Raw genomic sequence first — 19,126 nt, 5'->3', positions numbered from 1 at the left:
GGATCGTAGGGTGGGCACCTGTGCCCACGCGGATGCAAACTCTGCTCAACCGTACAGCGTGCGCTACAGCCTCGCCGGCCGCGCGACACCCTACACCCTTTCGAAGGCTCGTAGGTGCACGCAAACGCAAACTCTGCGCGCCCTACAATTCGCCTCCACTTTCTGTTTACGACTGGCGCGCCAGCTGCTCCCGCTGCCGCTCTTCCAGTTCGCGCAGCTCGGGCGTGAACTCCTCGCCGAAATCCTCCGCCTCGAATACCTGGCGAATCTCGATCTCGGCTTCGCCACTTTCCATCGGCATCGGCACCCGCTTGACCCACTCGATCGCCTCTTCCTTCGATTTGCATTTCCAAATCCAGAAGCCGGCGATCAGTTCCTTGGTCTCGGCGAACGGGCCATCGACCACGCTCACTTTGCCGTCCTTGGTAAACTTCACCCGCGCGCCGCGCGAGGACGGCTGCAGGCCTTCCCCGGCCTGCATGATGCCGGCGTCGATCAGTTCCTGGTTAAATTGCGCCATCTTGGCGAACATTTCCTCGCCGGGCATTTTCCCGGCTTCGGTGTCCTTGTCGGCTTTCAGCAAGATTGCAAAACGCATCACATCCTCCAGTTTGTTCAGGTTGTTGGGCGGCGGGATTGCCGCCTTTGATGCTACGACGAGCGAGAAGGCGCCAGATCGACAACGCCGCGCGAATTTTTTTACGAGTGTATCAGCCCTGCCCGGCAGCGCCGGTACCAGCCTGTAGAGTTTCCCGGGCTCAGTCGCAGTGCGGCTCGGGGTATTCGACGGACAGGATCTCCAGTTCGTCGATACCTTGCGGCGTGTGCAGCGTGACCGCGTCCCCCTCGCGCCCCTTGGTGAGCGCGCGCGCGACCGGCGAGACCCAGCTGATCTTGCCCTTGAGCGGATCGAGCTCATCCACGCCGACAATCCGCACCGTATGCTCCTCGCCGGCCTTGTTGGTATAGGTGACCGTGGCGCCGAAGAATACCTGGTCGTTCCCGTGATGAACCGAGGGGTCGACCACGAAGGCCGAGTCCATGCGCTTGGTCAGGAAGCGGATGCGGCGGTCGATTTCGCGCAGGCGCCGCTTGCCGTAGATATAGTCGCCATTCTCCGAACGGTCGCCGTTGGACGCGGCCCAGTGCACCACGCGCACGACCTCCGGCCGCTCGACGTCGATCAGCTGCAGAAGCTCGTCCTTGATGCGCTGGTAGCCCTCGGGCGTGATGTAATTCTTGGCGCCGGCGGGAATCGCCTGCGCCAGCGCCTGCGCTTCCTCGTCGTCGTCGGTGTCGGACTCTTTGACAAATGCCTTGTTCATAAGCCCTATTGTAGCGGCAGCGATGCCGACGGTGGCGCGCCGATTGCCGTATCATTGCGCGACGATGATATCGACCTCTCCGTCCCGCAGCCGCCTGCTCGCCCCGCTGATCCAGCTGGCGGCGCTGGTGTTGCTGCTGGAAGACTGGTTCTGGGACCTCGGCGCGCGCCTGGCCGGCGTGCTGGAGCGCTGGGCGCCGCTGCGCGCCCTGGAAGAGCGAGTGAGCGCGCTGCCGCCGTACCCCGCCCTGTGCCTGTTCGTGCTGCCGGGCCTGCTGCTGCTTCCGGTCAAGCTGCTGGCCGTGGTGGCGATCGCGCGCGGCCATGCGATGGCCGGCATCGCGACCATCGTCCTGGCCAAGGTCGGTGGCGCGGCCGTGGTGGCGCGCGTCTACGTGCTAACCCTGCCCAACCTGCGCCGCCTGGGCTGGTTCGCGCGCCTGCACAACTGGTTCATCGCGGCCAAGACAAGCCTGATCAGCCGCCTGCGCGCCAGCCGCGGCTACCGACAGGCGCGCTGGCAGATGCGCAAGCTGCGGCGCAAGCTGCGGTTCGGCGGCCGCCGGGCAGGATACACTTCCCGCATCCTGCGCCGCTTTGTCGCGCTTTGGCGTGCGCGGCGCCGCAAATCCACCCGGACAGAACAAGAATGAACGCGCCCTCTCCCACGCTGGCCGCCCCGATGCAGGCGGCATCATCCGAAATCTACCTGATCGACGCCGACACCTTCGCGCTGGTCGACGTGAACCAGGCCGCGCGCCAGAACCTGGGGTACGACCACGCGCAGCTCCTGACCATGACGCCGCTCGACCTGGCGCCGGCGGTCTCGCGCGACCAGTTCGAGCGCCTGCTCGCTTCGCTGGGCGAGGACATCGGCGCCCAGGTCACCCTGCGCACCCGCCACCGCCGCGCCGACGGCAGCAGCTACCCGGTCAAGCTGTGTGTCCTGCGCATCGTGCGCGAGGGCCAGACGCTGCTGCTGGCGATCGGCGACGACCTGTCGCTGGAACAGGCCGCTGCGGCGGCGCTGGAACAGTACCAGGCGCGCTTTAATGCGATCGTCGACCACATGCCGGGCCTGGTCTACCAGTTCGTGCTGCACGAAGATGGCAGCACGGCCTTCCCCTACCTGTCCGAAGGCTGCGCCGCGCTGCTGGGGCGCACGGTGACCGAGCTGCAGCAGGACCCCGGCCGCTTCCTCGAGCTGGTGCTGCCGGAGGACCGCAAGAGCTACCTGGATTCGATGGCGACCTCGCGCGCCCTCATGGCGGGCTGGAACTGGGAAGGCCGGATCTGGATCGATGGCGCCTGGAAGGACGTCAAGTGGGTCAACCTGCGCGCGACCCCGCAGCGGCTGCCGGGCGGCGCCGTGCAATGGGACGGCATCATGACCAACATCACCGACAGCAAGCTCAAACAGCAGGAAGTGATGCGCTCGCGCTCCCGCCTGGCCGAGCTGACCGCCCACATCGAGCAGGCCAAGGAGCAGGAGCGCACCCGCATCGCGCGCGAGATCCATGACGACCTGGGCGGCAACCTTACGGCGATCAAGATGGCGCTGGCGATGCTGGCCGCGCGCCTGCCGCCCGAACCGGCGCTGCTCGACAAGGCGACCTACCTCGACGACCTGGTCGATCGCACCATCGACGCCGTGCACCGCATTTCGCTGGCCCTGCGGCCATCGACCCTGGACCTGGGGCTGGTGGCCGCGCTCGAGTGGCAGGCGCGCGAGTTCGAGCGCCAGGCCGGCGTGGGATGCGTGTTCCGCTCACTCGAGAAGGAGATCGACCTTGATCCCGACCATGCGACCGCGCTGTTTCGTATCTTCCAGGAGGCGCTAACCAATATTGCCAAGCACGCCCAGGCCACCCGGGTGACGGTGTCGCTGCGGCGCCAGCGCCAGCAGCTGCTGCTGACGATCTGCGATAATGGGCGCGGCATCACGCCCGCCGACCGCGTCAAACCCGGTTCGTTCGGCTTGCGTGGCATGAGCGAGCGCGCACGTGCGCTGGGCGGCAAGTTGACCTTGTCGGCAGCGCCTGGAGGTGGCACGATGGTAGCCATTAAGACCAGGCTGGCTGCCGCGGGCGGCGGCGCTGGCAGAATCACCCCAAACCAAGAATAAATGTCTGACAAAACCATCCGAGTATTCATCGCTGACGACCATGCCATCGTCCGCGAGGGCCTGAAGCAGATCCTGGCCGAGCAGCGCGACATCATCGTCGCCGGCGAGGCTGAAAACGGGCTGGACGCCGTGCGCCTGTTCCGCAAGTCGAAGTGCCATGTGCTGCTGCTTGATATCTCTTTCCCGGACCGCAACGGGATCGAGGTGCTCAAGCTCGTAAAAAAAGAACAACCCGAGCAGGCCGTGCTGATGCTGTCGATGCACCGCGAAGACCAGTATGCGATCCGCTCGCTCAAGGCGGGCGCGGCCGGCTACCTGACCAAGCAAAGCGCGCCGCGCGAACTGGTCACGGCGATCCGACAGGTCGCCGCCGGCCAGAAATATGTGAGTGCCGCGCTGGCCCAGGCGCTGGCCAACCAGGTTGGCGCCGACCACGAACTGCCGGTGCACGACACCCTGTCCGACCGCGAATACCAGACGCTGACGATGATCGCGTCCGGCAAAACGGTCAGCGAGATCGCGCGCGAACTGTCGCTGTCGGTCAAGACGATCAGCGAATACCGGGCGCGCCTGCTGGTGAAGATGAAGCTCAAGACCAGCGCCGAGCTGACGCATTACGCGATCCGCAATCAGCTGATCGAGTGAGACGGCACGCAAGCGCTGGTTTTTCGTAGGGTGCGCACCTGTGCGCACGCGGATTCGACCGACTAGCGACGACGTTTTATGCGAACAGCGAGAACTCCCGGTCAGCACGCGGTTCGCGAACGCAGCGTAACGAAGCGGCACCGCAAGTCAGCATGCCGTGACCGCGTGCGCACAGGTGCGCACCCTACGAGAATCAGGCCAACCCGCGGTTTGCAGGAGTAAGCGGCTTTCTTACCGCTATTCAACGAATGATGTCCAGCAACGATTGATTATCATTGTGATCATTGCACTCTGCACAACCGTTCCATGTCCACCCCGCCCTCCCCGTCCCCGGCCGACATCGCGCGCGAAGCCTTCCGCCGGCTTGCCGCGCGCCGCATTGCGCCGACTCCGGAAGCCTACAGCGCCATCTACCACGAGATCGCCGGCACCCCGCCCGCGGCGCCGGTAGCCGATCCGGGCGCCGAACAGGTACTGTCCCGGTTCGCGACGCGGCTGGCCGACACGCCGGGTGAACTGGCCGAGTTCGGCAAGCGCTTCCACCGCCAGGTCAAGCTGCGCGACTGGGACGGCTACGCGCGCCTGCTGTCGCATCTGGTCGAGCGGCACTTTCGCAAGGGCAGCACGCTGGAACTGCTGGGCCAGGAAAGCAACGACGCCCGGCAACTGCGCGACATGCTCAGCCGCACGCTGGCGTTCGCCCTCGCCTCTCTGCTCTCGGGCAACCCGTCGCTGGTGACCGAGGCCGAGTCGCTGGGCGCGGCGGTCAAGGTCGCGCACAGCGAGGAAGCGCTGCAGGAGATCGCCGCGCGCCTGAAGGAACTGTGCTACCAGATTGAACTCAAGAGCGGCGACCTGGGCGAACAGCAGGAACTGCTGCTGCGCCTGTTCCGCCTGCTGCTGGAAAACGTCGGCGAGCTGCTCGACGACGACAGCTGGATGCGCGGCCAGATCGCGGCGGTGCAGGACCTGATCAGCGGCCCGCTCGACCAGCGCGCACTGGAAGAGGCCACGCGCAGCCTGAAGGACGTGATCTATAAACAGGGAATGCTGAAAACCGGCCTGTCCGACGTCAAGCTTACGGTCAAGCAGATGATGCTGACCTTCGTCGACCGGCTCGGCTCGATCGCGGCCTCGACCGGCGTATTCCACGACAAGATCGGCGGCTACTCGCGCCGCATCAGCAGCGCGGCCGACATCGCGGAACTGCAGGATGTGCTGGACGCGGTGCTGCGCGAGACGCGCCAGGTGCAGGACGAGGCGCTCAAATCGCGCGACCAGATCATGCAGGCGCACCAGGAAGTGCAGGACGCCGAGCAGCGCATCCGCACACTGGAGGCGCAGCTACGGCAGATGAGCGACCTGGTGCGCGAGGACCAGCTGACCGGCAGCCTGAACCGGCGCGGGCTGGACGACGTGTTCGAGCGCGAGAGCGCGCGCGCCGACCGGCGCGGCACGCCGCTGTGCCTGGCGCTGCTGGACCTGGACAACTTCAAGCGCCTGAACGACACCTACGGCCACGGCGCAGGCGACGGCGCGCTGCAGCACCTGGTGCGGGTGGTCAAGCAGACCTTGCGGCCGATGGACGTGGTGGCGCGCATGGGTGGGGAGGAATTCGTGATCCTGCTGCCGGAATCGACGGTCGATGCGGCCGCGGCAGCCATGACGCGCCTGCAGCGCGAGCTGACGCGCCATTTCTTTATGCATGAGAACGACAAGCTCCTGATCACATTCTCGGCCGGGGTCGCGCTGCGCCTGCCAGGCGAGGACCAGGCCGCGCTGATCCGTCGCGCCGACCGCGCGATGTACCAGGCCAAGCACAGCGGCAAGAACCGGGTGGTGGTGGCCGACTGATCCGGTGTGCTTGCCGACAGGCGTAGGGTGTGCACCCGTGCGCACGCGGTACGTGCGTGTGCAGAAGCCAACGACATGCGACCGTACAGCGTGCGCACAGGTGCGCACCCTACGCCCCTTCTCGAACCGCGTGCGGTGTTCCGAAGCCAACCACATGCGAACGTACCGCGTGCGCACAGGTGCGCACCCTACGAATTCTTGAGCCGCCTCAATCGGTAGCGCGCCTAGCATGCGGTGACACAGCCTTTTGTGTTGCAAAAATAATAATTTAATGGCCGTTTAGCGTGTCGCGCCATTGAAAATAAATATTTTTTTGCCCTAAAGATTTCGCAATCGCGGCCGTTTAGACGTCAACACGCGCTGAACTTGAGGCATCGCAACGAAATTTTTTTTTGTTTTTCTCTATCAACTTTTTCAGACGGGCTCCGTTACCTGCATTAACAGCGGCGCAAACGGCCGCCAACCTCAACACCAAACGTCTGGAGAGAAATCATGGCATCCGTAATTAACACCAACATCGCTTCCCTGAACTCGCAGCGCAACCTGTCGACTTCGCAGTCGTCGCTGGCCACCTCCCTGCAGCGCCTGTCCTCGGGCCTGCGCATCAACAGCGCCAAGGATGACGCCGCCGGCCTGGCAATTTCGGACCGTATGACCTCGCAGATCCGCGGCATGACCCAGGCAAGCCGCAACGCCAACGACGGTGTGTCGATGGCGCAGACCGCCGAAGGCGCGCTGGCAAGCTCGGGCGACATCCTGCAGCGTATTCGCGAACTGGCTGTGCAGTCGTCGAACGCATCGAACTCGGCCAGCGACCGCCAGGCGCTGCAGACCGAGGTGACCCAACTGTCGTCGGAACTGAACCGCATTGCCCAGACCACCTCGTTCAACGGCCAGGCCCTGCTCGACGGCACGATGGGCACGGCCCACTTCCAGGTCGGCGCCGACGCCAACCAGCTGATCTCGGCCTCCGGCGCGAACTTCCTGACCAATACTTACGGCAACAACCGCATCACCGCGGACGAAGTGGCGGTCGACGGTACGGCCACCAAGGTGGCTGGCTCGAAGGACATCACGATCAACGGCTCGCTGGGCAGCGACAAGTACACCACGCAAGCGGGCGACACTGCCAAGTCGATCGCGGCCGGCATCAACAACAAGACCGCCACCACCGGCGTGACCGCCACCGCGAAAACCACCGCCAACCTGGCGCTGGCCGGCAGCGGCGAATCGTACGCGTTCACGATCCAGTCGGACAACACTACCGCGGTCACCGTGTCGTTCTCGGTCGGCGGCAGCGCCAACACGGCCAGCGACTACGCCGCCGGCATCGCCGCCATCAACGCCCAGTCGGCCAACACTGGCGTGACCGCCGAATACGACTCCAAGCTCGGCGGCATCAAGCTGACCAACGCCAGCGGCAACGACATCAACCTGGCAAACAAGATGTCCGCCGCAAATAGCCAGTTCGACGTGGCGAGCTACGCCGACGACGGTACGCTGACCGCCGTCAACGACATGAAGGGCACAACCGGCAAGAGCTTCATCAACGGCACCGTAACCTTCGACTCGGATAGCTCGTTCTCGATCAACGACGGCGGCTCGGGCTTGGCGCTGGACACCCTCAGCGGCAGCTCCACTCTCAAGTCGGTGGCGTCGCTGGACGTGACCAACTTCGACAACGCCCAGCTGGCGATCAAGATCGCTGACGCCGCGCTGTCGTCGGTCAACAAGCAGCGCGCAGCGTACGGCGCACTGCAGTCGCGCTTCTCGTCGGCGATCTCGAACCTGCAGTCGACCACCGAGAACCTGCAGTCCTCGCGCAGCCGCATCGTCGACACCGACTTCGCAGCTGAAACCGCGAACCTGACCCGCGGCCAGATCCTGCAGCAGGCCGGCACCGCGATGCTGGCCCAGGCCAACTCGCTGCCGCAAGGCGTGCTGTCCCTGCTGCGTGGCTAAGCAACTGACAGCGCTTGACACGGCGCACTAAGCGGTTCCCCGGCCGGAGCAATCCCGCCGGGGAATTCTCATAAAGGGAATGCCATGAACATTCACCCCGTTGGTTCCCCCGTTACCTTGAAGACGGAAGAGCGCGTGCTGCCCGTCGCCGAGGCGCCCCAGCCGCCGCCGGCCGAACCCGCTGCGCCCTCGCGTGCCCAGGTCGCCGCCGCCGTCAAGCACATCAACCAGTCCCTGCCAGCGTCGTCGAACACGCTCGAATTTGCGATCGACGAGGACAGCAAGCAGACCGTCGTCAAGATCGTCGACCAGAACACCAAAGAAGTGGTGCGCCAGATTCCGTCGGCCGAGGCGCTCGAGATCGCCAAGTCGCTCGACAAAATGATGGGCCTGCTGATCAGCCAGAAGGCCTAGCGCGGGCGCAAGCCGACAATTGGCCCGGTTTTCCCGCTCTCAAGTCTGCATTACTTCTGTCGATAATGACTTACATTGTCGCTTTCACAGGAGAAACAATTGGGCATCTCTTCCGCCGGCATCGGCTCCGGACTTGACATCGAAGGCCTCATCAGCAAGCTGATGAACGCCGAGGCGGCGCCGCTCGCCAAGTATGACAAGCAAGCCGCGGTGCTGCAGAACAAGCTGGCAGCGCTGGGCAAGCTCGGCGGGGCGGTCGGAGTGTTCCAGGGTACGCTCTCCACGCTGAGCAACTCATCGACCTTCCGCGCGCTCACCAGCAAGTCCGCTGACGAGACCATCCTGACCGGCAGCGCCGGCAGCAGCGCGGCGCCTGGCAAATACAACGTCAACATCAGCCAGCTGGCGCAGGCGCAGACCTTGCACACGGCCGGCCGCGCCAGCATGACCTCGCTCATCGGCAACGCCACGCCCACCGTGCTCACTTTCCAGTTCGGCACCGTCGGCGGCGGCCTGTTCGGCATCGAAGGCAGCGCGCTGAGCACGGCGGTGGCCACCAATGGCATCGCCAACGGCTCGCTCACCATCAACGGCACCGCCATCGCAACCGACGGCTCCACCACCGGCGCGCGCGCGCTGGCCGAGGCGATCAACGCCAAGAGCGCCACCACCGGAGTCACCGCGAGCGCCGGCGCCACCGCCACAAACGCCACCCTGTTCGCCGGCTTCGGTGCAGTCGACACTAGCGGCGGCGGCAGCTATGGGCTGGCGATCGGCGGGGTCATGATCGCCACCCAACAGCCCGGCATCGCCCCGGGCGAAGCCGGCAGCCTGGATGCTGCCGCGATCGACAATGCGCTAACCAAGCCCGCCACCGTCAACTCGTTAGCCGATGCCGGCGTCACCTTCACCGGCAGCGCCGTCGACGGCACGCTGCAGTTCCATTCCGCCAGCGGCGCCAACATCACGATCTTCGAGGTCGTGGGCGGCAACGTGGCCGGCGGCATCGGCGCGCCCGCGGCCAACAACGGCTCGACCGCGACGGCCACCGCCGGCATCACCCTGGCCTCGACCAACGCGAGCCCGATCACGGTCGGCGGCAGCGCCCCCGCGCTGGCCGGGCTGACCGCCGGCAGCGGCGGCAGCTACCTGGGCTCGAACTTCACGCAGGACGGCGCGCGCGCCAGCGGCACCGTGGTGCTGGATCCCGCCAACCAGTCGCTGGCCGGGATTCGCGATGCGATCAACAAGGCCAACATCGGGGTGCAGGCCAGCATCGTCTCGGACGGCAGCGACAATCCCTACCACCTGGTGATCACCTCCAACAACACCGGCGCCAGCGCCGCGCTGAAGATCAGCGTGAGTGGGGTCGACGGCAACCCGCCCGACGCGGCGCTGGCCAGCCTGCTTGGCTACGACCCGGGCGGGGCCCAGAACCTGAGCCAGACCGCCGCCGCCCAGAGCGCCAAGCTGAACGTGAACGGCATCGCCGTCACCAGCAGCACCAACAGCGTCTCGGACGCGATCCAGGGCGTGACCCTGAACCTGGCCACAGAGGGCAGCACCACCCTGACGGTCAACCGCGACACCAAGTCGGTGAGCGATGCCGTAAACGCCTTCATCAAGGCGTACAACGATCTGAACAAGACAATCGCCAGCCTGACCGGCTACAACGCCGACGCCAAGGCCGGCGGCCCGCTGCAGGGCGACGCCACGGTGCGCGCCATCCAGTCCAGCCTGCGGCAACAGCTCGGGGTCGCGGTCGAGGGCCTGGGCGGCAAGCTGACCACCCTGAGCCAGATCGGCATCGCGTTCGAGAAGGACGGCAACCTGTCCCTCGACTCAAGCAAGCTCAACAAGGCGATCAACGACAACTTCGCCGACATCGGCGGCCTGTTCGCCGCGATGGGCAGCGCCAGCGACGGCATGGTCACGTTTGCCGGCTCGTCGGCCAAGACCAAGCCGGGCGAATACGCGCTCAAAGTGACCGCGCTGGCCACCCAGGGCCACCTGACCAGCGCCGAGCCGCTGACGGGCAGTAAAGTGATCGGCGCCGGCACCACCTGGAGCGTGACGCTGAACCAGACCGACCCGGCCACCGCCAGCAAAACGCAGAGCATCGCGATCCCGGCCGGAACCTACGACAGCAAGCAGCTGGCGGCCATGCTGCGCGCCGCGATCAACGGCAACAGCACCTTCGCCGGCGCCGGCGATTTGGTCGAGACGGATGTCGATGCCGAGGGGCGCTTGACGATCTCGTCGAGCCGCTACGGTTCGAACTCGAACATTTCGATCAGCCCGCTGACCGGGACTGGACCGGACGTGCTGTTCGGGGACGCGACGCCGGACCCCGGCAGCGACGTGGCCGGCACCATCGGCGGCGTGGCGGCCACCGGTTCCGGCCAAACCCTCTCCGGTGCGAAGGGCTCGGTGGTGGACGGGATGAAGCTGACGATCACCGGCGGCACCACGGGCGAGCGCGGCACGATCACCTTCTCGCAGGGCTACGCCTACCAGCTGAACAACCTGGCGGCCAGCTTCATCGGCACCAAGGGGCTTATCACCGGCAAGTCGGACGGCATCAACGTGAGCATCAAGGCGGTGCAGGACCAGCGCGACCGCTTCAACACCCGGCTGGCCGACATCGAGAAACGCTACCGGGCCCAGTTCACCGCGCTCGACACGATGCTGGCCTCGATGCAATCGACCCAGAACTACCTGACCCAGCAACTGTCGGCGCTGGCGAAGAACAGTAACTTTTAATTGAAACACTGGAGAACATGATGTTTGGAAGCATGCAACGGGGCGTCAACGCCTACGCCAAGGTCGGTCTTGAGACCAGCGTGGGAGCGGCCTCCCCGCACAAGCTGATCGTCATGCTGTACGACGGTGCGCTGGTGGCGGTACTGAGTGCCCTGACCAACATGAAGGCAGGCCACGTCGCCGCCAAGGGCGAGGCGATCTCGAAGGCGATCGCGATCATCGACAATGGCCTGCGCGCGGCCCTGGACAAACAGGCCGGCGGCGAGATCGCTGCCGGGCTGGACTCGCTGTACGAATACATGAGCACGCGCCTGCTGCAGGCCAACCTGAACAACCAGCCGGAGCTGCTGGAAGAGGTGCACAAGCTGCTGACGGACCTGCGCGATGCGTGGAACGCGATCGCCCCGCAGGGCGCACCGGCGGCCGCACCCAGCCTGATGAGCGCATGACCATGATGACCATCCAGGAAGTAGTGACTCAGTACGAGGAACTGGCCGGCCTGACCGGCCTGATGCGCCAGGCCGCAGAGGACGGCAACTGGGAGCGCCTGGTGCTGCTCGAGCAGCAGTGCGCGGCCTGGGTGCGCCGGCTGCAGGACAACGAGCCGCAGGCGCTGGCCGGCGCCGCGCGCGCGCAGAAGGCGGACGCGATCCGCCGCATGCTCGACGACGACCGCCGCATCCGCGACCTGACCATGCCGTGGATGGCGCGCCTGTCGTCGCTGATCCAGAACACCGGCAACGAACGGCGGCTGGCCCGCGCCTACGGCGCCGTCTGAACCTAGTGTCCTGAATTACAGATTCGTTGAATAAATATGGCGACAATCCAACTGATACTGCGTCACAAATGCGCGCAAGGCCTCGGCCTTGCTGTGCTTTGTTCCTTGTCTCAGCTTGATTTCGCCACATTTATTTTTCAACGAACTAGCAATTTAGGACACTAGCCATGCAGGCGCGCGACGCATTGCCGGTCGCCCCGCTCGCACCGGCGAGCGCGCTCGCAGCGCTCGCCGCAGTTGGCGACCAGCGCCAGCAGGCAGCATTCCAGCGCGCCCTCGGCGGCCAGCTCGGCAAGACGCTGCAGGGCCAGGTGCTGACCCGGCTGGGCGACGGCAGCGCCGTCGTGCAGGTGGACACTCTGGTGGCCCGAATGCGGCTGCCGGCCGGAATCGCGCCCGGCGCCGAACTGCCGCTGAAACTCATCGCGCTGACCCCGCGCCCGACATTCGAACTTGGCGTCGGCGGCGCGCGTGTGACGGCCGAAGCGCTGCCGGCGGCGGCGCTGGCCAGCCTCGAGTCCGGCGCCGCGGCCACGCACAGCGCCCCGGATCCGCATGCTGCCACCTTGAGCCGCACCGGCCAGTTGCTTGGCAGCGTGCTGGCAGCCGCGCAGCAAGCCGGACAGCCGGCACGCGCTGTGACAGGCGCCGCCCCGCTGCTGGCCGCGCCAGGCGCCGACGCAACCAGGTTGGCCGCGGCGATCGAAGGCGCGATCTCCAAAAGCGGCCTGTTCTACGAATCGCACGTAGCCCAATGGAGCCAGGGTCAACGCACCCTGGCCGAGCTGGCGACCGAGCCGCAGATGGCGGGGCCGCGCCCCGGCGCGAGCACCGATCCGGGCACGGCCCAATTCATCAGCATGCAGCTGGCAACGGGAGAGCAAGGTGCGCTCGCATGGCAGGGCCAGCTATGGCCGGGCCAGCCGCTGCAGCTCGAACTGGCGCGCACCGAGGTCGAACGCGACGCGCCGGACGAACGCGACGGCCAGAAGCCGGAACCCACGTGGCAGAGCCGCCTGCGGCTGCGCTTCGCCGGCCTTGGCGAAATTTCGGCCAACCTGGCGCTCACCGGCACCCAACTACACCTGCGGATCGAAGCCAGCAAGGAAGCCGGCCCGCTGCTGCATGCGCACGCCGAGCGCCTGTCCGCCGCGCTCACGGCGGCCGGCACCCCGCTGGCGACCTTCGCGATCGACGGACGCGCCGATGGCTGAGCGAGCCCACCTGCCGGGCGCGATCGCCCTCGCCTACGGGGCCGGCGATGCCGCGCCCAAGGTCGTGGCCAAGGGCCATGGCCTGATCGCCGACCAGATCATCGAACGGGCGCGTGCCGCCGGCGTGTTCGTCCACGAATCCAAGGAACTGGTGGCGCTGCTGATGAATGTGGAGCTCGACCGCGAAATTCCGCCTGCGCTCTATCGCGCAATTGCGGAACTGTTAGCATGGCTATATCATATTGAGTCAGCGCAAGAACACGGAGGAATACTTCCTTCCCCGCCGGACTTGACGCGGGCCATCGAGACAGGCAACACAACGGCGGAAATGAATGCAAGCGAGCATGAGTGAACTGGAAAACTGGCACGACTACGAAATTGCGTCGCGCCGAGAGATTATCGCCCTGCTGCGTCAGATCGGCGAAAAGAACCAACTGATCCGAATGCTGGTGCGCGGCGAGACCGATGTATGCGTGACCTCGATCCTGGAGGTCGACCCCGACACCGACAGCTTCATCCTCGACCGCTCGGTCAATCGGGACCAGAACGAACGCATCATCAAGGCCGGCCGCGTCAACTGCGAAACCTCGCTCGACAAGATCCGCATCCTGTTCGTCGCCGACAACCTGCGCGAAACCGCCTACGACGGCGGCAACGCGCTGCGCGCCGACATTCCCCCGACCCTGATCCGCCTGCAGCGGCGCGAGTTCTACCGGATGGCCACGCCCGTCACCAACCCGGTGCGCGCCATGATCCCGATGCCGCCGGAACTGGGCGGCGGCACCCAGGCGTTCCCGCTGGCCGACATCAGCTGCGGCGGCATCGCGCTCCTCGACAACAAGCTACAGTTGAACAATACGGTCGGCCAAACCTTCACCAACTGCCGCATCGACCTGCCGGAGATCGGGCCGATCACGACCTCGCTACAGGTGCGCAACTCGCTGGACCTGACGCTACTGAACAACAAGACCAACCGCCGCCTCGGCTGCCAGTTCGTCGACATGGGGCGCGCCAGCATGGCTGCGGTGCAGCGCTACATCACGCGGCTGGAGCGCGAGCGCAATGCGCGGTTGGCTGGGCTGGGCTGAACAGAGTCATACGCTGTACAGCTGCGCGAAGTTTGCGAACCGCGTGCGCACAGGTGCGCACCCTACGTCCCGTAGCCGCTGTAGATCGTAGGGTGCGCACCTGTGCGCACGCGGTACGGTGGCGTCAAGTTTGCTTCCGCTATTGCGAGGCGCGCGCATAAGCGCCAAAAAACAACAAGGTAGGCAGCGCCAGCACAAGATCAACGAGCGCAAACCAAAGGCTGCCGGACAACAGGTCGGTATAAATCCGCATGCCGAGAAAGGCCCCCAACAGCAAGCCCAGCATGACGACATACGTCATGCCGACGAAGCGCGACAAAGGCAGTTGCTGCCGTAGATAAAACGTCCCTTCGCGCGTGAAGGCGCTTGACGCCGGCGCCACACCCAGACCCGCGCGGATTTCGTCCTCCAGCACGCCCAGGTAGCGGTAGCTGCGCTTGATAAATGTAGTCCGGTGATACAGCAGCAGCGTCAGGTAGAGCACCACCATCAGCAGGATCGACTGCACCAGCCCGTAGGGAAAGCTGCCGCGCAGTTCATCGCGGCGCCCGGCATCGGCAATGGACAGGAATTTGGCGATCAGGTCCACCAGCAGCGGCTGCGCCTGGGACGCATTAAAGGTCAACAACGTGGCGCCCCCCACCACGGCCAGCAGGAGCAAAAAAGTCCTGTTGCGCTCATTCCACACGTGGAGCGTCACTTCGTAGGTTTTCTGGTAATGGTCAACCAGCAGGTCGGTCCCTTCCTGCATGACCCCACCCTCCTCAGACTTGCATATTCATAATCTCATGATACGCCGTCACCAGCTTGTTGCGCACCTGGACAGTCGCCTGGAAGTTGATGTTCGCCTTTTGCATGGCAATCATCGTGTCCGACAGGCTGACCGTGTCGTCGCCCATCGCGAAGCGCTTGCCCATATCCTCCGCCACGACCTGGGAATTGTTGACCTGCTCGAGCGAGGACTTGAGCGCATCGGCAAAGTTGACCGTGGCCGCCGGGGCCGCGCCCACCGCACGCACGCCCTGCGACGCCCCGGCCGGTCCGGTCGCCGCAGCCTTGAGCTGCGCCATCATCGCCTCGATCCGGCTGGTATCGATCCCGCCTAGACTCATGCTGTTTCTCCATATACAACAACTCAGGTTCACAGCATAACAGCGCCGCGCGCCCCGCCAGAGCCGAGGAAGACGGGAAATGTATTGCTATTTCGGAGTTTAAATGTTTCCTGTAGGCTTCATAATGTAGCCTGACCACATTCCCCTACACAAACCCGACATGGCAGCCGCAGCCGACGAACTTCTCGATCCGCCACCCGACCAGCCGCAGAACTTCCTGCAGACCCCGTTTGGCAAGCGCATCGTCATCGGCGGCGCGGTCGCGGTGGCGCTGGCGGTGATCCTGGCGCTGTGGCTGTGGACCCAGCAGACCGACTACCGGGTGCTGTTTTCGAATTACACCGACCGCGACGGCGGCGCGATCACCGCCGCGCTCGACCAGATGGGGGTCAAGTACAAGTTCTCCGACGGCGGCAGCGCGATCCTGGTCCCCAGCGACCGCGTGCACGACATTCGCCTGCGGCTCGCGGCCCAGGGCCTGCCCAAGGGCGGCAATGTCGGCTTCGAGCTGCTGGAAAACCAGAAGCTGGGCACTTCCCAGTTCGTCGAACAGGTCAACTACCAGCGCTCGCTCGAGGGCGAACTGGCCAACTCGATCCAGTCGCTGGGCGCGGTCGCGTCGGCGCGCGTGCACCTGGCGCTGCCCAAGCCGTCCGTGTTCGTGCGCGACCAGCAAAAGCCGACCGCCTCGGTGCTGCTCAACCTGCAGCCGGGGCGCGCGCTCGATCCCGGCCAGGTCAGCGCGATCGTGCACCTGGTCGCCTCCAGCGTGCCCGAACTGACTCCGGGGAGCGTCACCGTGGTCGACCAGAACGGCAGCCTGCTCTCCGACCCATCCAGCCGCGCGGCCGGCACCAAGCAGCTCGACCCCAACCAGCTCAAGTACGTGGCCCAGCTGCAGCAGAACATCGTCAAGCAGGTCGAGTCGATCATCAGCCCGCTGGTCGGCCAGGGCAATGTGCGCGCCGAGGCCACCGCCGACGTCGACTTTGCCCAGGTCGACACCGCGGCCGAAATGTACAAGCCGAACTCGCCGCCCGAGCCGCAGGCGATCCGCAGCCAGCAGACTTCGGAGTCGAACGGGGCCACGCCTGGGGCATCCGGCGTGCCGGGCGCGCTGTCGAACCAGCCGCCGGGCACCGCGACCGCGCCGCTTACCGGCACTGCGCCGGGGACAGCGCCGGCCGCAGGCGCCCCGACCCGCAAGGACGCCACCACCAATTACGAAGTCGACAAGACCATCCGCTACGAGCAGCGCCCGATGGGCGGCATCAAGCGCCTGACGGTGGGCGTGGTGGTCAACTACCGCCGCAGCGTCGATCCCAAGACCGGCAAGGTGACCGCGCGCCCGCTGGCGCCGAACGAAGTGGCCCAGATCCAGGAGCTGGTCAAGCAGGCGATGGGCTACTCGCAGGAGCGCGGCGACACCCTGAACGTGACCAACGCCCCGTTTGACGGCGTCGACCGCCCGGCCGACGAGCCGGCCCCCGACTGGTGGCGCGACCCGGCCAACCTGCCGCTGGCCACCCAGCTTGCCAAGTACCTGTTCGCGTTCGCGGTGATCGCCTTCCTGTGGTACCGCATCCTGCGTCCGCTCGTGCGCCAGGGCCTGAACAAATTCGACAAGGTGACCGAGGTGCCTCCCGAGCCTGAGCCAGACCCGGAGCTGGAACCCGATCCTGAGGCGGAAGCGGCGGCGTTGGAAGAGCTGGAGGTCCAGAAGCAGGCGAAGGGCTACCGCGAGAACCTGCAGATGGCAAAGGATCTGGCGCGCGAGGACCCGCGCATCGTGGCTAACGTGATAAAAACATGGCTGGGTGCTGAATGAGTGAGAAGGACAAGGACGCAATAAACCGGGCCGCGATTTTGATGCTGGCCCTGGGCGAGCACGAGGCCGCGGAAGTGATGAAATTCCTCGGCCCGCGCGAGGTGCTCAAGCTGGGCGCGGCCATGGCGACCATGAAGCAGGTGCCGCACGAGCACGTGGTCTCCACGCTGGAGCGGTTCCGCGAGCAGACCGACCTGCAATCGACCGTCGGCCTGGACTCGGACGAGTACATCCGCCAGGTGCTGACCAAGGCGCTGGGCGACGACAAGGCGGCCGTGCTGCTTAACCGCATCCTGGGCGGCAAGGACGCTTCGGGCATCGAGAGCCTCAAGTGGATGGACTCGCCCTCGGTCGCGGAACTGATCCGCAACGAGCATCCGCAGATCATCGCCACCATCCTGGTGCACCTGGAGCGCGACCAGGCCTGCGAAATCCTCGCCAACTTCACGGAGCGCCTGCGCAACGACGTGGTGCTGCGGATCGCCACCCTGGACGGCGTGCAGCCGGCCGCGCTGCGCGAGCTGAACGACGTGCTGACCAAGCTGTTGTCGGGTAATGAGAACATCAAGAAGTCGTCGCTGGGCGGGGTGCGCGCCGCGGCCGAGATCCTGAACTTCATGAGCGGCGAGCACGAAGCCGCGGTGATGGACAACATCAAGAACTACGACAACGACATGGCGCAGAAGATCATGGACGAGATGTTCGTGTTCGATAACATCATCGACATCGACGACCGCGGCATCCAGTTGCTGCTGCGCGAAGTGCAGTCCGAGATGCTGATCATCGCGCTCAAGGGCGCCTCGCAGGACCTGCGCGAAAAGATCTTCCGCAACATGAGCCAGCGCGCGGCCGAGATGATGCGCGAAGACCTCGAATCGAAAGGCCCGGTGCGCCTGTCCGAGGTCGAATCGCAGCAAAAGCAGATCCTGCAAATCGTGCGGCGCCTGGCCGACGAGGGCCAGATCGTCCTCGGCGGCAAAGGCGACGACTCCTTCATCTAAGCCATGATTCCGAAAGAGCTGCAAAGCGCCTACCAGCGCTGGGAAATGACCTCGTTCGACACGGCGCGCCCGAGCGCGGCCCCCGAACCGATCGAGCCACCGCCGCCACCCGCGCCGGTCGTGCACCTGCCGACCCAGGCCGAGGTGGACGCGATCCGCGAAACCGCGCGCCAGCAAGGCTTTGCGGAAGGCCACGCCGAAGGCCATGCGGCCGGATACGCCGAAGGCCAGCGCGCGGGCGCGAACGAGGCCCAGGAACAGCTGGCGCACCTGCAGGGCGTGGCCAGCGCCTTCGGCCAGGCGGTGGCCGCGGCCGACGAAACCATCGCGGGCGAGGTGCTCGACCTGGCCCTGCACCTGGCGCGCGCGATGCTGCGCACCGCGTTCGAGGTCAAGCCCGAACTGATCATCCCAGTGGTGCGCGAGGCGATCGAATACCTGCCGGCGCTGCAGCAGCCGGCGCTGCTGATGCTGCACCCGGAAGACGCCGACATCGTCAGGAACGGCATCGGCGAGGAACTCGACAAAGGCGGCTGGCGCGTGGTGCCGGATCCGGCGATTGCGCGCGGCGGCTGCAAGATCGACACCGCCACCAACCAGATCGACGCCCAGGCCCAGGTGCGCTGGCAGCGCCTGGCCCATTCGCTGGGCAAGAACGTCGAGTGGCTCGGCCCATGAGTACCACCGACCGCCACAGCGCGCGCTGGAAGGCGTTCCTGCGCGACTGCGACTCGCTGGTCAACTTCGTCGAGCCGATGCACATTTCCGGCCGCGTCACGCGCGTGGCCGGGCTGGTGATGGAATGCGTCGGCCTGCGCCTGGCGGTCGGCAGCGCCTGCAGCATCCCCCTGCCCAACGGCGCGCGCATCGAGGCCGAAGTGGTCGGCTTCGAGGGCGAGCGCCTGTTCCTGATGCCGCAAAGCGAAGTGGAAGGCGTGGTGCCCGGCGCGCGCGTGTTTCCGGTTGAAGCCAGCGTGCCGCGCCCGGGCAGCGTGCCGCACCCGCGCCGGCGCCCGAG

Annotated in this window: 19 protein-coding genes and 1 pseudogene; 16 read left to right on the top strand and 4 right to left on the bottom strand. The window is 65.8% G+C overall.

Translation table 11 applies throughout. The features are described 5' to 3' along the window. Positions 1-166 precede the first annotated feature (166 nt). Together E4O92_RS18395 and greB are read right to left on the bottom strand one after the other, a co-directional pair. Positions 167-598 carry a YciI family protein gene (locus tag E4O92_RS18395; protein WP_135191105.1) on the bottom strand — a complete coding sequence of 144 codons (432 nt, stop codon included), beginning with the start codon at positions 596-598 and terminating at the stop codon, positions 167-169. A gap of 160 nt (positions 599-758) precedes the next feature. Next, complete coding sequence (gene greB, locus E4O92_RS18390; RefSeq protein WP_135191104.1) at positions 759-1,325, bottom strand: transcription elongation factor GreB; 567 nt, start codon at positions 1,323-1,325, stop codon at positions 759-761. A gap of 64 nt (positions 1,326-1,389) precedes the next feature. On the opposite strand from greB, the gene E4O92_RS18385 reads away from it, so the two are divergent. The 12 genes from E4O92_RS18385 (at position 1,390) to E4O92_RS18330 (ending at position 14,167) form a co-directional block, all read left to right on the top strand. Beyond that, positions 1,390-1,977 carry a hypothetical protein gene (locus E4O92_RS18385; RefSeq protein WP_135191103.1) on the top strand — a complete coding sequence of 196 codons (588 nt, stop codon included), beginning with the start codon at positions 1,390-1,392 and terminating at the stop codon, positions 1,975-1,977. Beyond that, on the top strand, positions 1,974-3,449 hold the full coding sequence (locus tag E4O92_RS18380) for a PAS domain-containing sensor histidine kinase (protein WP_135191102.1): 1,476 nt from the start codon (positions 1,974-1,976) through the stop codon (positions 3,447-3,449). Before E4O92_RS18385 ends, E4O92_RS18380 begins: the two co-directional genes overlap by 4 nt. Beyond that, positions 3,450-4,094, top strand: a complete 645-nt coding sequence (locus tag E4O92_RS18375) for a response regulator (protein ID WP_135191101.1) — start codon at positions 3,450-3,452, stop codon at positions 4,092-4,094. A gap of 306 nt (positions 4,095-4,400) precedes the next feature. Further along, positions 4,401-5,948: a GGDEF domain-containing protein gene (locus tag E4O92_RS18370; RefSeq protein ID WP_135191100.1), complete on the top strand. Its 1,548-nt coding sequence runs from the start codon at positions 4,401-4,403 to the stop codon at positions 5,946-5,948. 492 nt (positions 5,949-6,440) lie between these two features. Further along, complete coding sequence (locus E4O92_RS18365) at positions 6,441-7,910, top strand: flagellin N-terminal helical domain-containing protein (protein WP_135191099.1); 1,470 nt, start codon at positions 6,441-6,443, stop codon at positions 7,908-7,910. 84 nt (positions 7,911-7,994) lie between these two features. Then, positions 7,995-8,324: a flagellar protein FlaG gene (locus E4O92_RS18360; RefSeq protein ID WP_135191098.1), complete on the top strand. Its 330-nt coding sequence runs from the start codon at positions 7,995-7,997 to the stop codon at positions 8,322-8,324. A 99-nt stretch (positions 8,325-8,423) separates the two neighbouring features. After that, complete coding sequence (gene fliD / locus E4O92_RS18355; protein ID WP_135191097.1) at positions 8,424-11,087, top strand: flagellar filament capping protein FliD; 2,664 nt, start codon at positions 8,424-8,426, stop codon at positions 11,085-11,087. 20 nt (positions 11,088-11,107) lie between these two features. Continuing rightward, a complete protein-coding gene (gene fliS, locus E4O92_RS18350) occupies positions 11,108-11,536 on the top strand; it encodes a flagellar export chaperone FliS (protein WP_135191201.1) in 429 nt (142 codons plus the stop codon). Further along, entirely contained in the window at positions 11,533-11,865 is a 333-nt protein-coding gene (locus tag E4O92_RS18345) for a flagellar protein FliT (RefSeq protein WP_307721755.1), read from the top strand. Before fliS ends, E4O92_RS18345 begins: the two co-directional genes overlap by 4 nt. Positions 11,866-12,032: 167 nt before the next feature. Continuing rightward, on the top strand, positions 12,033-13,079 hold the full coding sequence (fliK, locus tag E4O92_RS18340) for a flagellar hook-length control protein FliK (protein ID WP_135191096.1): 1,047 nt from the start codon (positions 12,033-12,035) through the stop codon (positions 13,077-13,079). Next, positions 13,072-13,431: an EscU/YscU/HrcU family type III secretion system export apparatus switch protein gene (locus tag E4O92_RS18335; protein WP_135191095.1), complete on the top strand. Its 360-nt coding sequence runs from the start codon at positions 13,072-13,074 to the stop codon at positions 13,429-13,431. Before fliK ends, E4O92_RS18335 begins: the two co-directional genes overlap by 8 nt. Further along, complete coding sequence (locus E4O92_RS18330) at positions 13,424-14,167, top strand: flagellar brake protein (RefSeq protein WP_229483508.1); 744 nt, start codon at positions 13,424-13,426, stop codon at positions 14,165-14,167. Before E4O92_RS18335 ends, E4O92_RS18330 begins: the two co-directional genes overlap by 8 nt. Before the next feature lie 139 nt (positions 14,168-14,306). Here E4O92_RS18330 and E4O92_RS18325 read toward each other — a convergent pair whose 3' ends face one another. Further along, the gene (locus E4O92_RS18325) at positions 14,307-14,918 is read right to left on the bottom strand and encodes a hypothetical protein (protein WP_135191093.1); all 612 of its coding nucleotides are present in this window, start codon (positions 14,916-14,918) and stop codon (positions 14,307-14,309) included. Positions 14,919-14,931: 13 nt separating this feature from the next. Further along, positions 14,932-15,279, bottom strand: a complete 348-nt coding sequence (gene fliE / locus E4O92_RS18320) for a flagellar hook-basal body complex protein FliE (protein ID WP_135191092.1) — start codon at positions 15,277-15,279, stop codon at positions 14,932-14,934. 160 nt (positions 15,280-15,439) lie between these two features. Here fliE and fliF point away from each other — a divergent pair, with 160 nt between their 5' ends. The 4 genes and pseudogenes from fliF to E4O92_RS18300 all read left to right on the top strand — a co-directional run. Then, positions 15,440-17,107, top strand: coding sequence for a flagellar basal-body MS-ring/collar protein FliF (gene fliF / locus E4O92_RS18315; RefSeq protein ID WP_135191091.1), 1,668 nt, complete (start codon positions 15,440-15,442; stop codon positions 17,105-17,107). Further along, entirely contained in the window at positions 17,104-18,108 is a 1,005-nt protein-coding gene (fliG, locus tag E4O92_RS18310) for a flagellar motor switch protein FliG (protein WP_135191090.1), read from the top strand. Before fliF ends, fliG begins: the two co-directional genes overlap by 4 nt. Positions 18,109-18,111: 3 nt before the next feature. Beyond that, on the top strand, positions 18,112-18,786 hold the full coding sequence (fliH, locus tag E4O92_RS18305; protein ID WP_229483506.1) for a flagellar assembly protein FliH: 675 nt from the start codon (positions 18,112-18,114) through the stop codon (positions 18,784-18,786). Beyond that, positions 18,783-19,126, top strand: a pseudogene (locus E4O92_RS18300) (flagellum-specific ATP synthase FliI); the annotation flags it as partial. The gene fliH and the pseudogene E4O92_RS18300, both read left to right, overlap by 4 nt.

Source organism: Massilia horti, assembly GCF_004614195.1.
Taxonomy (GTDB): domain Bacteria; phylum Pseudomonadota; class Gammaproteobacteria; order Burkholderiales; family Burkholderiaceae_D; genus Telluria; species Telluria horti.
Note: the sequence above shows the minus strand (reverse complement) of the source record. Positions and strands in the feature narration are given on the sequence as shown.

Bases quoted from the DNA above. Each gene is read 5' to 3' on its own strand.
- E4O92_RS18395 (WP_135191105.1), bottom strand. From the start codon at position 598: ATGCGTTTTGCAATCTTGCTGAAAGCCGACAAGGACACCGAAGCCGGG.
- greB (WP_135191104.1), bottom strand. From the start codon at position 1,325: ATGAACAAGGCATTTGTCAAAGAGTCCGACACCGACGACGACGAGGAA.
- E4O92_RS18385 (WP_135191103.1), top strand. From the start codon at position 1,390: ATGATATCGACCTCTCCGTCCCGCAGCCGCCTGCTCGCCCCGCTGATC.
- E4O92_RS18380 (WP_135191102.1), top strand. From the start codon at position 1,974: ATGAACGCGCCCTCTCCCACGCTGGCCGCCCCGATGCAGGCGGCATCA.
- E4O92_RS18375 (WP_135191101.1), top strand. From the start codon at position 3,450: ATGTCTGACAAAACCATCCGAGTATTCATCGCTGACGACCATGCCATC.
- E4O92_RS18370 (WP_135191100.1), top strand. From the start codon at position 4,401: ATGTCCACCCCGCCCTCCCCGTCCCCGGCCGACATCGCGCGCGAAGCC.
- E4O92_RS18365 (WP_135191099.1), top strand. From the start codon at position 6,441: ATGGCATCCGTAATTAACACCAACATCGCTTCCCTGAACTCGCAGCGC.
- E4O92_RS18360 (WP_135191098.1), top strand. From the start codon at position 7,995: ATGAACATTCACCCCGTTGGTTCCCCCGTTACCTTGAAGACGGAAGAG.
- fliS (WP_135191201.1), top strand. From the start codon at position 11,108: ATGTTTGGAAGCATGCAACGGGGCGTCAACGCCTACGCCAAGGTCGGT.
- E4O92_RS18345 (WP_307721755.1), top strand. From the start codon at position 11,533: ATGACCATGATGACCATCCAGGAAGTAGTGACTCAGTACGAGGAACTG.
- fliK (WP_135191096.1), top strand. From the start codon at position 12,033: ATGCAGGCGCGCGACGCATTGCCGGTCGCCCCGCTCGCACCGGCGAGC.
- E4O92_RS18335 (WP_135191095.1), top strand. From the start codon at position 13,072: ATGGCTGAGCGAGCCCACCTGCCGGGCGCGATCGCCCTCGCCTACGGG.
- E4O92_RS18330 (WP_229483508.1), top strand. From the start codon at position 13,424: ATGAGTGAACTGGAAAACTGGCACGACTACGAAATTGCGTCGCGCCGA.
- E4O92_RS18325 (WP_135191093.1), bottom strand. From the start codon at position 14,918: ATGCAGGAAGGGACCGACCTGCTGGTTGACCATTACCAGAAAACCTAC.
- fliE (WP_135191092.1), bottom strand. From the start codon at position 15,279: ATGAGTCTAGGCGGGATCGATACCAGCCGGATCGAGGCGATGATGGCG.
- fliF (WP_135191091.1), top strand. From the start codon at position 15,440: ATGGCAGCCGCAGCCGACGAACTTCTCGATCCGCCACCCGACCAGCCG.
- fliG (WP_135191090.1), top strand. From the start codon at position 17,104: ATGAGTGAGAAGGACAAGGACGCAATAAACCGGGCCGCGATTTTGATG.
- fliH (WP_229483506.1), top strand. From the start codon at position 18,112: ATGATTCCGAAAGAGCTGCAAAGCGCCTACCAGCGCTGGGAAATGACC.